The organism is Mycobacterium xenopi (assembly GCF_009936235.1).
Taxonomy (GTDB): Bacteria; Actinomycetota; Actinomycetes; order Mycobacteriales; family Mycobacteriaceae; genus Mycobacterium; species Mycobacterium xenopi.
The window spans coordinates 3,853,096-3,866,056 of record NZ_AP022314.1; the positions used below are offsets into that span (position 1 = coordinate 3,853,096).

The following is a 12,961-nucleotide window of genomic DNA, read 5'->3' on the forward strand; positions in this document are numbered from 1 at the left end:
CTATGGCCGTTGCGGGAGAAAGCCGAGCCGGTCATAGACCCGCTGGACGGTTTTGCCGGCCACATCCTGGGCGCGCGCCGCGCCGGCGGCCAGTATTGCCTCCAGTTCGCCGGTGTCACCCATCAACTCCTCGACCCGCTTGCGGATGGGTGTCACGAATTCAGCGACGGCCTCCGCGGTGTCCTTCTTCAGGTCGCCGTAGCCGTGCCCGGCATAGTGCGCGACGAGTGCGTCGATGCTTACGTCGGTGACCGCCGACTGAATGCACAGCAGATTGGACACGCCCGGCTTGGCATCGGGATCGTAGCGGATCTCCCGTTCACTGTCCGTCACGGCTGAGCGAATCTTCTTGGCGGACAAGGCGGGATCGTCGAGCAGATTGATCAACCCGGCGTCGGTGGCCGCCGACTTGCTCATTTTCGCCGACGGATCCTGCAGGTCGTAGATCTTGGCGGTGACTTTCGGAATCAGCAGCTCGGGCACGACGAAGGTATCCGGGAACCGGCTGTTGAACCGCTGCGCGACGTCACGCGCCAGCTCGAGGTGCTGGCGCTGGTCCTCACCGACCGGGACCAGCTCGGTGTCGTAGGCCAGCACGTCGGCGGCCTGCAGCACCGGGTAGGTGAATAACCCCACGGTCGTCGACTCGGCGCCCTGGCGCGTCGACTTGTCTTTGAACTGCGTCATCCGCGACGCCTGACCGAAACCCGTGAAACAGCCCAGCACCCAAGCCAGTTGCGTATGGGCGGGCACATGGCTTTGCACGAAGATCGTGCTGCGGACCGGGTCGATACCCAACGCCAGGTACTGCGCTGCGGTGACCAGCGTGCGGTGCCGCAACACCTCCGGGTCCTGGGGGACGGTGATCGCGTGCAAATCCACGACGCAGAAAAACGGGTCGTAGTCGTCCTGCAGCGCCGCCCAGCGTTTGATCGCCCCCAGCGCGTTACCAAGGTGAAGCGAATCCGAGGTGGGCTGCACACCGGAGAAGACCCGGCGGGTTGGGGTTGCGGTGCTCATGATGACTCGATCTTGTCACGCCGCCACCAGCCCCCTCCCCCACGCTTGCGGTACCGCTGGTATCAACTTAGTGTCGCGGGCATGATGACTCGCGAGCCCATCCACCTCGGGTCCGGTGAACCGGTCCTGCTGCTGCACCCGTTCCTGATGTCGCAGGCGGTGTGGCAGACGGTGGCCCAGCAATTGGCCGACACCGACCGCTACGAGGTGTTCGCCCCGACCATGGCCGGGCACAATGGCGGGCCTCGCTCGGGCACCTGGTTCTTGAGCTCGGAGGTGCTGGCCGACCACGTAGAGCGTCAACTCGACGAACTGGGGTGGAACACTGCCCACATCGTCGGCAACTCGCTGGGCGGTTGGGTGGCGTTCGAACTCGAGAGCCGCGGCCGTGCGCGGACGGTCACCGCGATCGCGCCGGCGGGCGGCTGGACGCGATGGAGCCCCGGGAAATTCCTGGTAATCGCCAAATTCGTTTTCGGCATGCCGATGTGGGCAGCGGCCCGGTGGCTGGGGCCGCGGGCGCTGCGGCTGCCGTTCAGCCGACGACTGGCCACGTTGGCGATCAGCGGAACGCCAGAGGGAGTCAGCGAGAAGGAGCTAGTAGACGTCATCGATGACGTGGCGCACTGCCCGGCGTATTTCCAGTTGTTGGTGAAGGCGCTGCTGCTACCCGGCCTGCTGGATCTCGCGCACACCGCGGTACCCACGCATCTGGTGCTCTGTGAGAAAGACCGCGTCTTTCCCCCGCGCCGGTACAGCCGGTACTTCACCACCTATCTGCCCCCGGAAACCAAAATGACCACACTCGAGGGCCTCGGGCATATCCCGATGTTCGAGGCGCCGGGCCGAATCACCGAGGTCATCACCGACTTCCTCGAGGAGTACAGCCCACCGATCCGGGCGATCAGCTCTTGAGCGCCTTTTCCAGGTTGTCGGCGATCGAGCCGAGGAACTCCTCGCTGTTCTGCCACGGCTGTTCCGGCCCGATGAGGATGGCCAGGTCTTTGGTCATCTGCCCGCCTTCGACCGTGGAAATCACGACGTCTTCCAGCTTTTGCGCGAAGTCGATGACCTCGGGGGTGTTGTCCAGCTTGCCGCGGTGCTGCAGCCCGCGCGTCCAGGCGAAGATCGAGGCGATCGGATTGGTGGAGGTGGGCTTGCCCTGCTGGTACTGGCGATAGTGGCGGGTGACGGTGCCGTGGGCGGCTTCGGCCTCCACCGTCTTGCCGTCGGCCGTCATCAGCACCGAGGTCATCAGCCCCAGTGAGCCGTAGCCCTGCGCGACCGTGTCGGACTGGACATCGCCGTCGTAGTTCTTGCAGGCCCACACATAGCCGCCCTCCCACTTCAGGCAGGCGGCAACCATATCGTCGATCAGCCGATGCTCGTAGGTCAGCCCGGCGGCTTCGAACTGGTCTTTGAATTCCTCGTCGTAGATGCGCTGGAACTCGTCTTTGAACATGCCGTCGTAGGCCTTGAGAATGGTGTTCTTGGTCGACAGATACACCGGGTAGTTCTCTTGCAGCCCGTAGGCGAACGACGCCCGCGCGAAATCCTGGATCGACTCGCGGAAGTTGTACATCCCCATCACGACACCGCCGTCCTCGGGGATCCTCACCAGCTCGTGCACGATCGGCTCGCCGCCGTCCTCGGGAGTGAACGTCAGCGACACCGTGCCAGGCCGATCCACCTTGAAATTCGCTGCCCGGTACTGGTCACCGAACGCATGACGACCGATGACGATCGGCTTGGTCCAGCCCGGTACCAGCCGCGGAACATTCGAGATGATGATCGGTTCGCGGAATATCGTGCCGCCCAAAATGTTTCGGATCGTCCCGTTAGGCGATGACCACATGGCCTTGAGGTTGAACTCCTTGACGCGGGCCTCGTCGGGCGTGATCGTCGCGCACTTGACGCCCACACCGTGCTTTTTGATGGCGTAGGCCGCGTCGATCGTCACTTGGTCGTCGGTGGCATCGCGGTGCTCAATGCCCAGGTCGTAGTAGTCCAGGTTGATGTCGAGGTGCGGAAAGATCAGCAAGTCTTTGATCCACTTCCAGATGACGCGGGTCATCTCGTCACCGTCGAGCTCGACTACCGTGCCTTCGACCTTGATCTTGGGTGCGCTGGACATGTGAGTCCGACTCCTCCTACGCAAATGATTGGCGCCTTGTGGGCGCATACGGATGGCAGGGGCCATAGCGGTCAGCCGCTCGTCAGGCCAGACTACAAGGCGCGATTCGGGCGGCTAGCAGCCGTCATTCCTACTCGTCGGTAGCTTCGACCCCGGGATTGGCCCGGCTCGCTGGCATGGGATCGGCCTAATACGATAGGCTTCCTATCGGTCATGAGCGCCAGCGCCAAGCCCCGGCTTGCTGGCCGGCAACCCTCCAACCGCGGTGGGGTGCCCCGGGTGATGACCAGGTTGAGTAGCCATCACCGGCTACGCGGCAAGCGCGGGTCCGCCATGACGGGCCCCCTGAGTAGACAGGGATACCTGATGCGTACCCATTTGGGCTGGCCCATCATGTGCCGTCGTCGCTAACCCTCTGCTGCTGGCAGACGTCATCGCTGATGACGTCCCACGCGACTGCGACAACGACGCACACCTTCCGACTTCCACCAGAAAGATGCCACGTGAGCTTCGCAAATCATCCTGATAGCAGCACCGGGATCGACGACACCGCGCACGCCGCGGCCCCCGGGCAGGATCAACACCCGCATCGCCAACGCCCGACACAGTGCGGCACGTGCGAGGAGGTCTGAGGTGACGATCTCCGACGTGCCGACCCAGCGACTGCCCGCCGAAGGCGAGGTGGGGTTGGTCGACATCGGTTCACTGAGGCTGGAAAGCGGTGCGGTGATCGATGACGTCTGTATCGCGGTGCAACGCTGGGGCGAACTGTCGCCAGCGCGTGACAACGTCGTGGTGGTGTTGCATGCGCTGACGGGTGATTCGCACATCACCGGACCCGCGGGGCCAGGGCATCCGACCCCGGGTTGGTGGGACGGCGTGGCCGGGCCCGGCGCGCCGATCGACACCAACCGTTGGTGTGCGATTGCCACCAATGTGCTGGGCGGCTGCCGCGGCTCCACCGGGCCCAGCTCACTCGCCCGTGACGGAAAGCCCTGGGGCTCACGGTTTCCGAAGATCACGGTGCGCGACCAGGTGGAAGCCGATGTGGCTGCGCTGGCGGCACTGGGCATCACCGAGGTCGCCGCGGTTTTGGGCGGGTCGATGGGAGGGGCGCGGGCTCTGGAATGGATCGTGAGCCACCCCGACCAGGTCGGATCGGCGCTGCTGCTGGCGGTCAGCGCGCGGGCCACCGCCGACCAAATCGGCACCCAGAGCACCCAGATTGCGGCTATCAAGGCCGACCCGAACTGGCAGGGCGGTGACTACTACGACACCGGCCGCGAACCGGTGGCTGGGCTGGAGATCGCCCGTCGTTTCGCGCACCTGACCTATCGCGGCGAAGTCGAGTTGGATACGCGGTTCGCCAATGATGCTCAGGGCGAGGAAGATCCGGCTGCGGGCGGCCGCTACGCAGTGCAGAGTTACCTCGAACATCAGGGCAGCAAGCTGGTGTCACGCTTCGACGCCGGCAGCTATGTCGTGCTCACCGAGGCACTGAACAGCCACGACGTCGGCCGCGGCCGCGGCGGAGTCGCGGCCGCGCTGCGCGGGTGCCCGGTGCCGGTGGTGGTCGCCGGGATTACCTCAGACCGGTTGTACCCGCTTCGTCTGCAGGAGGAACTGGCCGAGCTGTTGCCTGGCTGCACCGAGTTGCAGGTTGTCGATTCGATCTACGGCCATGACGGCTTTCTGGTGGAATCCGAAGCCGTCGGCAAGTTGATCCGGCGCACCCTCGAGTTGGCTGAAGGCGCGCGGCCGCGGTGACCCGCTCCCGGCAAGACCGCTCGCTGTCGTTCGGCTCGGAGGCGGCCGCCTACGAGCGGGGCCGCCCTCATATCCGCCCGAGGCGATCGACTGGCTGCTGCCGACGGGGGCCCACGATGTGCTCGACTTGGGTGCAGGCACCGGCAAGCTGACGACCCGGCTCGTCGAACGCGGGCTCGACGTGGTGGCTGTCGACCCAATCCCCGAAATGCTCGACGTGTTGCGCAAGTCGCTGCCGGACACCCCCGCGCTGTTGGGCACCGCAGAAGAAATACCGTTGCCGGACAACAGCGTTGATGCCGTTCTAGTCGCACAGGCCTGGCATTGGTTCGACCCCGCGCGCGCGATCCCCGAGGTGATCCGGGTGCTGCGGCCGGGCGGGCGGCTGGGTCTGGTGTGGAACACCCGCGATGAGAGGCTGGGCTGGGTGCGTGAACTCGGCCGGATCATCGGCAGCGACGCCGACCCGGTCAGCGAGCGTGTCATGCTGCCCCACCCGTTCACCGACTTGGAACGCCACCGCGTCGAGTGGACGAATTACCTGACACCGCAAGCACTTATCGACTTGGTGGCATCGCGCAGCTATTGCATCACCTCGCCGGCCGATGTGCGTACCAAGACCCTGGATCGGGTGCGCGAGCTGCTGGCCACCCACCCGGCGCTGGCCAACAACAACGGTCTTGCGCTGCCGTACATCACGGTGTGCGTGCGGGCTACGCTGTCAAGCTAGTCGTCTTCGTCGTCGTCACCCCATCGCGCATCAGCTTCTCGAAGTGGTGGAAGAGGTTGATGCCGGGTTGGCCGCGATCCAGGTGAGCGGGCGTTCCCGGTTCGGCGCAGGGATGCGCGATCAGCGGTCAGAAGCTCAACCCGGAGAACATGACCCGGCCGGGATCGTACTTCTGCCGCACGGCCGTCAGCCGGGCTAGATTCGAGCCGAAGTACCGCGACGCCGGCTGGTTGGCCTCAAGGTAGTTGACGTAGCCGCCGACCGAATACGGTTGTACCGCTTGATGTGCCACGTCAAGCCAGCGGGTGGCCGCTGGCACGTCGGATGTCTCGACGTACCACTGCACCAACGCTGACTGCCTTCGCCAGGGAAAGGCCGAGGCGCCCGGCGCCACGTCAGCCAGGGCGCCGTCGAGCGCGTGCATGATCGTCAACATGCGGCCCGCGCCACGAGGAAAGGCATCGAAGGCCGAGGCGATCCCCTGGGCGGCGGCCGGGGTGATCGCCGGAAATACGTCGGATCCCCCGACATACCCGAGCGGCGACGGGTTGAGGTTCCCGACAGCCAGATACCTCACCAGGTCTAAGTAGCTGAGCGTATGGGTTTCGACACCGCTCGGTTGCACCCCAACGGCTTTGACGATAGCGCCCTGCACGCTGCTACCCGAGCCGGCGGGACCGGTCGCGAGGATACGACAGTGCGTACCGGTTGCCTCGGCGGTGGCGTCGGCCAGTGCCCAGCTGCTTCGGTCGGCGGTGCGCAGCCAGTTCTGCCAACCGACGAGCACCTGGGCGAACGCCTGCGCCGGGAAAATGAGGTTCACCGCGTCGACGTCCCCGGTGGGAAACGTGGCAAAAGTCAGTGACGTCGTCACCCCGAAGTTGCCGCCCCCGCCGCCGCGCAATGCCCAGAACAGGTCGGGGTTGCTGGTGGCAGACACGGTGACCGCCTGTCCGCCGGGCAGCACCAGCGACGCCGACGTCAAGGCGTCACACATCAGGCCCGCATGACGGGAATGCGCGCCCAGCCCGCCGCCCAGGGCATGCCCGGCGGCGCCGACCGACGGGCAGGTGCCGGTCGGGATACCCCGGCTGGCCCCGGCCAGCGCCTGGTGCAGTGCATACAAATCGGTGGCTGGCGTTACCGTGACGTATCCGGTGGCGGGGTCGAAATTGATTCCTCCCGGCAGCTGACGCAGGTCCACCACCATGGTGCCGTTGGCGGTCGACGCCCCGATATAGGAGTGCCCACCGCTGCGCGGAGCTACCTTGACGTTGTGCGCAGCAGCGAATGCCATTGCCTTCTGCACGTCGGCTAGCGAGCTGACCACCACGATCGCCGCCGGTGTCAAGCCGTTGTAGTTCGTGTTGAAAACCTGTTTGGCCGTGGCGAATTGGGCACCGCCATCGGGCAGCACCACATGCCCGCCCAGGGCCGCCGAAAGGCCTTCCCAGCCCGAGGGGTTGGGAGCCGCGGTGGCCCGAACCGAACCGAACACTGCACCGGCGACCAATGCCCCGGCGGCACCCCGCAAAAACGTCTGTCGGGAGATCTCATGCGCCACCGTCGGGCTCCCGCGGTTGGGTCATGTCCCGCATTCTCAGCCACGTGACGACCAAACCGCGCTGTCGCGCGAGGTGTCGCCTGAAACGTGCGCAAACCGTTATACCCGCTGGTCGGGCGAGGTGCAGAGATCCTGAATGCGGTAGCGTTCAGACAGCATCGCAGCTGCGTGGCGCCGAATTCGACAGCGGAGCGAAGGAGCGAAACGATGGATTCGGGGTTATTCGGGTTCCTGACATTACTTTCCCTGGTGCTTACGTTGATGTTGGCCGCCGTTGCCGCTGTGTTCGTAAAACGGTTGCAGGACCGGCCATCGAGTCCGATCAGCGAAGAAATCCGCAGCGCCAACACGGTTTTGGGTAAGGTGCGCAAACGTGAACCAATCTCGAAGGAGGAGCTGGATTTCGCGAAACAAATCGTTGCCGATCGCAGCTCTTTGATGGCCTACTGCATCCCTGGTGCTTTGTTCATGCTGGGCTGCTTCTATGTGTTCGCCAGTCTCTACCAGTTGCACGGAGCCACGCCCTCGGAGCGAACATTTCTCGGGGTATTTCCCATGCTGGCCTCCATAAACTTCACAATGCAGCTTCTCCGCAGCGCGCGGTTGAAACGGCACCTCCAAAAGATGGCATGAAGCGCCGCTACGCATGCCGTGCGGTCACCGGCAGATGGGACCGGGGTGCTCGCGGTCGCGTTCCGGCTGGCGTACCGATAGTCTGTGCAGATCAAACGTGAATTAGATACATTACCGTCTACTATCTGCATGTGGCCTGAGCACCAGAGCGGCCGGACATGATGTGCGGACCGAGCATCGAGGGGTGACCGAGTGAGCCGTCGTTCAGTCGGTAGGACCGTGCTGGCAGGAGTCTGGATGCCTGTGGTGGCCGTCGTTGCACTCGCCGGAGGTGCGGTGGGCATGTGGAAGGTGCACCAGTTTTCAACCCCGCCGCCCGTCATCACGGTCAACGGCCCGGCCGCACCCGAGCAGTCCACACCCAAGCAGCTCACGTACGAGTTGTTCGGTTCCCTCGGCGACGGCGGGATGCTCGTCTACCTGGACATCGACGGCCATCCGCATCGGGTTGATCTGACGGCCCTGCCGTGGTCGCACACGGAGACGACGACGCTCACAGTGGTGTCCGGCAGCATCTCGGCGCAGGTTCACGGTGGTCAACTCGGCTGCCGCATGCTGGTGAATGGCATTGTCCGCGATGAACAGTCCGATACCCATGAGGACGCGCACGTCATGTGCCGGGTGAAATCCGCATGAGCGGGCACCGGGCTCAACGACCGTTTGTCCCCAGGATGGTGCGCGTCCTCGCGATACCGATCATCGCCTTCTGGGCGCTTTTGGCCGTGTCGACGAACACATTCATGCCGCAGGTCGAGAGGGTCGCAGAAGAACTCGCGGGCCCAATGGTGCCGCACTACGCGCCGTCACAGCGGGCGCTGCTGCGCATCGGCGAGAAGTTCCACGAGTCCGATTCCACGAATTTGACCATGGTTGTGTTGGAAGCCGACCGCCCGTTGGGTGGCGTAGACCATCGCTATTACGACGATTTGGTCCGCCGGCTCAAGGGTGACCCCGAGCACGTGCAATACGTCATGGACCTGTGGGGCAAGCCGATCACCGCGGCGGGGGCGCAGAGCGTGGACGGCAAGGCCGCCTACGTGCTGTTGCGGCTCGCGGGCGATATCGGCCAAATGAAAGCGAATAGATCCGTTGCCGCCGTTCGGGACATCGTCGCCAAGGACACGCCGCCGCCAGGCCTCAAGGTCTACGTCAGCGGCGCGGCACCCCTCGCGTCGGACACCGTGGCCATCGCCAATTCGAGCCTGAACAACATCACGATCGCGGTGATTTTCCTCATCATCGCGATGCTGCTGCTGGTGTACCGCTCCATCAGCAACGTGCTGGTGCCCCTGCTCGCAGTCGTGATCGAGATGCTGGTCGCCAAGGGCGTGATCGCAACACTCGGGCATTTCGGCTACATCGAACTGTCCTCATTCGCCGTGAACATCGTCGTCGCGTTGACGCTGGGAGCGGGGACCGATTACGGCATCTTCTTATTGGGCCGCTATCACGAGGCGCGACAGGCCGGCGAAAGCCGGGAGGACGCCTTCTACATCGCATACAAGGGTGTCACGCCCATCATCGTCGGCTCGGGGCTGACCATCGCAGGGGCATGTTATTGCTTGACTTTCGCACGGCTCAACTACTTCCACACCATGGGACCGGCCGTTGGCATCGCCATGCTGTTCACCATCGCGGCAGCGCTCACGCTAGGCCCGGCGATATTGACCGTGGGCAGCCTGTTCGGGCTCTTCGACCCGAGGAGCACGGCCCGGGCGACGTTGTATCGGCGGATCGGGGCGAGCGTGGTGCGCTGGCCGGTGCCGATCCTTGCGGCCAGTGCCGCCGCTGTCCTGTTCGGGGCGGTGTTCGTGCCGACGTACCGGCAAAACTACGACGACCGTGCCTACCAGCCTCATGATGCCCCCGCCAATCAGGGTTTCGCGGCCGCGGACCGGCACTTCCCGAAGAGCAAACTGTTCTCCGAGATGCTGATGGTCGAGACGGATCACGACATGCGAAACTCCGCTGACTTCATCTCCTTAGACCGAGTGGCCAAAAGTCTCATCCGTCTTCCCGGCGTCGCGATGGTGCAAAGCATCACCAGGCCTTTGGGGCGACCCTTGGAACACGCCACCCTCCCCTACTTGTTCACCACGCAGGGCAGCGGAAACGGGCAACAGCTCCCGTTCAACAAGCAGCAAAACGCCAATACCGACCAGCAAGCGCAGATCACGCAGCACAGCGCCGCGGTCTTGCGGAAAGAGATTGTCGTGTTCCAACGCATGTCGGACGAGCTGCACAAGACAGCCCTCACCGTCGAAGACCTGCAACGAATCACCGATGAGATGAATGAGGAGATCTCGAATGTCGATGATTTCTTCCGGCCGATCAAGAGCTATTTCTATTGGGAGCGGCACTGTTTCGACATCCCAATTTGCTGGGCATTCAGATCGCTCTTCGATGGGCTGGACAACATCGACCACCTGGCTGCTGACATCAAAGACGCCCGAACCTCTCTCGAGACCCTGGACAAGCTCTTGCCGCAAGTAATCATGCAGTTGAAGCTCACGGCCGATGATTCGGAGGCTTTGGCCGCGCTCTTGGTCAACAGCTACGGACAGTCTTCGTTGCAATCGGCTCAGACAGACCAGACATTCGACGACCTGGTCAATGTCGGGCTCGACTTCGACCGATCCCGAAGCGATGACTTCTTCTACATCCCGAGAGAAGGTTTCGACAACGACGACGTCAAAACCGGTATGCAGCTTTTGATGTCGCCAGATGGCAAGGCCGCGCGCTTCATCGTCACCCATGAGGGCAACGCCCTGGGCCCGGAAGGCGTGGAACATGTCAACGCGTTCCCCACGGCCATAACGACGATCTTGAAGGAGACCTCGCTGGCCGGCGCGAGAGTCTACATCGGCGGGTCCGCCTCCAACGATAAGGACATCAAGGAATACGCCGCATCGGATCTGCTGATTGTGGCGATCGCGGCCTTCGTGCTGATCTTCTTGATCATGTTGTTTCTCACGCGAAGTCTTATGGCCGCCTTGGTGATTCCGGGTACGGTGGCTTTCTCGTATGCTGGGGCGTTCGGGCTTTCCATACTGGTCTGGCAGCACCTCATCGGCCTTCCCTTGCACTGGCTGGTACTGCCGCTCACGTTCATCATCCTGGTGGCGGTGGGTTCGGACTACAACCTACTGTTGACGGTCCGGGTCAAAGAGGAGCTGCACGCGGGAATACACACCGGTCTTATCCGCGCCCTGGGCAGCACGGGCGGCGTGGTGACGTCCGCGGGTCTGGTGTTCGCGTTCACCATGCTGGCGATGCTCACCAGCGATCTGCGAACCATCGGTCAGGTGGGTTCGACAGTATGCATCGGCCTGCTGCTCGACACGTTGATCGTGCGTTCCTTCGTCGTGCCGTGCATCCTGCGCATCCTCGGACCATGGTTCTGGTGGCCGACACTGGTGCGTTCCCGCCCGCTACCCCAGCGATGAAAGTGTCACCGAGGCTTCGGCCCCAGCAGACAAGCGTCAGGCATCGCCGCTACAGCGCACCTCGGCATAATCCGTGGGCAAACCTTTACCCCATCGTGTCGCGGATGTGATGGCAGTGCAGCACTGTTCAGTGCAGTGTCGAACACGTGAGGAGCAGCGGATGCGGCGGGTGCGGATAGCGCTGACGTGGGTAGGCCTGGTCGTGGCGGCCGGTGCGGTGGCGGCACCCGTCCAGGCGAATTCGGTTGACGAGCAATTTCTGTCGGCGCTGAACAATTCTGGTGTCAACTACGGCGATCCCGGAGCCGCCGTCACACTGGGCCAGTCCGTCTGTCCCATGCTGGCCCAGCCAGGTGGGACGTTCGCCTCGGCCGCGTCGGGCATCACCGGCCAGAACGGCATGTCGCCGGCGATGGCGCAGATGTTCACCAGCATCGCGATATCGATGTATTGCCCGTCGATGATGGCATCAATCGCCAACGGCAACCTGCCGAACCTGCCGCAATTGCCTGGCATGCCAGGTATCTAACGCGTTCCCAGAGGATCGATCGTCGCGGCAATATAGCACATCGACGCACTGACGGTTACCAGTGCGATGAAGTCAATCCCTTTGCTGCGCACCGCTAATAACCCTGCCCGCTCGTCGGGCAGAAGCAGCCGCAAAACCGCGGCCACGCCGACACCGATGCCGATCAGCAATGCGCCGCGTCGCCAGAAGTTCAAGCCCGCCAACGTAAATGCCGCGACAAAGATCAGTACCACCGCCAGAATGGGCCACTGTGCGGCCACGATCCTTCGGGTGTGGTCACGCACGGTCACGCGCGGCCTCCGCCAATTCGACAACGTTGGTCAACAAGAACGCCCGCGTCAGCGGGCCGACGCCACCGGGATTGGGCGACACATGGCCGGCGACCTCCCAGACATCCGGGTGCACGTCACCGATCAGCCCGTCCTCGGTGCGGCTGACCCCGACGTCGATGACCGCCGCACCGGGGCGGACCATGTCCGCGGTCACCAGGTGGGGCACACCGACGGCGGCGACGATGATATCGGCCTGCCGGGTCAGCGCAGCTAGGTCGCGAGTTGCCGTGTGGCACAAGGTAACTGTGGCGTTTTCGGTGCGGCGGGTGAGCAGCAGACCCAACGGGCGGCCGACCGTCACACCCCGGCCGATGACGACCGCGTGGGCACCCGCGATCGGCACGTCGTAGCGCCGCAGCAGGTGCACGATGCCGCGCGCGGTGCACGGCAACGGGGCCGGGGTGCCGAGCACCAGCCGGCCCAGGTTCGTCGGGTGCAGACCGTCGACATCCTTCGCCGGGTCGACGCGCTCCAACGCCGCGTTCTCGTCGAGGTGCTTGGGCAGCGGCAACTGCACGATGTAACCGGTGCAGTCGGGGTTAGCGTTCAGTTCGTCGATGGTCTCGTCAAGCTTGGCCTGGCTGATGTCGGCCGGCAGGTCGCGGCGAATCGACGTGATGCCCACCTTGTTGGAATCGGAATGCTTGCCCCGGACGTAGGCGTGTGACCCCGGATCGTCGCCAACGAGGATCGTGCCCAATCCCGGGGTGCGGCCAGCTGCGGTCAACGCCGCCACCCGCTGCTTGAGGTCGATGAAGATCTCGTCGCGTGTTGTCTTGCCGTCCAGCCTGATCGCGCCCACGCCT

At 64.0% G+C, this 12,961-nt stretch carries 11 protein-coding genes, 1 pseudogene and 1 riboswitch; of the genes and pseudogenes, 7 read left to right on the plus strand and 5 right to left on the minus strand.

Annotated features, from left to right (window positions below):
- Nucleotides 1-1,020, minus strand: coding sequence for a tryptophan--tRNA ligase (gene trpS, locus MYXE_RS18310; protein ID WP_003919195.1), 1,020 nt, complete (start codon nt 1,018-1,020; stop codon nt 1-3).
- Nucleotides 1,021-1,101: 81 nt separating this feature from the next.
- Here trpS and MYXE_RS18315 point away from each other — a divergent pair, with 81 nt between their 5' ends.
- A complete protein-coding gene (locus tag MYXE_RS18315; protein WP_003919196.1) occupies nt 1,102-1,935 on the plus strand; it encodes an alpha/beta fold hydrolase in 834 nt (277 codons plus the stop codon).
- Here MYXE_RS18315 and MYXE_RS18320 read toward each other — a convergent pair.
- Nucleotides 1,925-3,154: an NADP-dependent isocitrate dehydrogenase gene (locus tag MYXE_RS18320; RefSeq protein ID WP_003919197.1), complete on the minus strand. Its 1,230-nt coding sequence runs from the start codon at nt 3,152-3,154 to the stop codon at nt 1,925-1,927. The genes MYXE_RS18315 and MYXE_RS18320 overlap by 11 nt on opposite strands.
- A 209-nt stretch (nt 3,155-3,363) precedes the next feature.
- A riboswitch (SAM riboswitch) is annotated at nt 3,364-3,483 on the plus strand.
- A gap of 304 nt (nt 3,484-3,787) precedes the next feature.
- Here MYXE_RS18320 and metX point away from each other — a divergent pair.
- Both metX and MYXE_RS18330 read left to right on the plus strand, forming a co-directional pair.
- The gene (gene metX, locus MYXE_RS18325; RefSeq protein WP_003919198.1) at nt 3,788-4,921 is read left to right on the plus strand and encodes a homoserine O-acetyltransferase MetX; all 1,134 of its coding nucleotides are present in this window, start codon (nt 3,788-3,790) and stop codon (nt 4,919-4,921) included.
- A pseudogene (locus MYXE_RS18330) lies at nt 4,918-5,651 on the plus strand (methyltransferase domain-containing protein). The gene metX and the pseudogene MYXE_RS18330 overlap by 4 nt, the downstream one beginning before the upstream one ends.
- Nucleotides 5,652-5,778: 127 nt before the next feature.
- On the opposite strand, the gene MYXE_RS18335 reads toward MYXE_RS18330, so the two are convergent.
- On the minus strand, nt 5,779-7,215 hold the full coding sequence (locus tag MYXE_RS18335) for an FAD-binding oxidoreductase (RefSeq protein WP_085197232.1): 1,437 nt from the start codon (nt 7,213-7,215) through the stop codon (nt 5,779-5,781).
- Nucleotides 7,216-7,422: 207 nt separating this feature from the next.
- Between MYXE_RS18335 and MYXE_RS18340 the strand changes: the two genes are divergently transcribed.
- From MYXE_RS18340 to MYXE_RS18355, 4 genes are all read left to right on the plus strand, one after another.
- Complete coding sequence (locus MYXE_RS18340; RefSeq protein ID WP_085197234.1) at nt 7,423-7,848, plus strand: hypothetical protein; 426 nt, start codon at nt 7,423-7,425, stop codon at nt 7,846-7,848.
- Between the two features lie 192 nt (nt 7,849-8,040).
- The gene (locus tag MYXE_RS18345; RefSeq protein WP_003919202.1) at nt 8,041-8,484 is read left to right on the plus strand and encodes an MmpS family transport accessory protein; all 444 of its coding nucleotides are present in this window, start codon (nt 8,041-8,043) and stop codon (nt 8,482-8,484) included.
- A gap of 35 nt (nt 8,485-8,519) precedes the next feature.
- A complete protein-coding gene (locus MYXE_RS18350; RefSeq protein WP_003919203.1) occupies nt 8,520-11,294 on the plus strand; it encodes an MMPL/RND family transporter in 2,775 nt (924 codons plus the stop codon).
- Between the two features lie 160 nt (nt 11,295-11,454).
- Nucleotides 11,455-11,823 carry a DUF732 domain-containing protein gene (locus MYXE_RS18355; RefSeq protein WP_003919204.1) on the plus strand — a complete coding sequence of 123 codons (369 nt, stop codon included), beginning with the start codon at nt 11,455-11,457 and terminating at the stop codon, nt 11,821-11,823.
- On the opposite strand, the gene MYXE_RS18360 is transcribed toward MYXE_RS18355, so the two are convergent.
- Nucleotides 11,820-12,113, minus strand: a complete 294-nt coding sequence (locus MYXE_RS18360; protein ID WP_003919205.1) for a DUF3017 domain-containing protein — start codon at nt 12,111-12,113, stop codon at nt 11,820-11,822. The genes MYXE_RS18355 and MYXE_RS18360 overlap by 4 nt on opposite strands.
- Nucleotides 12,100-12,957 (minus strand): bifunctional methylenetetrahydrofolate dehydrogenase/methenyltetrahydrofolate cyclohydrolase, encoded by an 858-nt coding sequence (locus tag MYXE_RS18365; RefSeq protein ID WP_085197237.1) that lies wholly within the window; start codon nt 12,955-12,957, stop codon nt 12,100-12,102. The genes MYXE_RS18360 and MYXE_RS18365 overlap by 14 nt, the downstream gene beginning before the upstream one ends.
- Nucleotides 12,958-12,961: the final 4 nt, after the last annotated feature.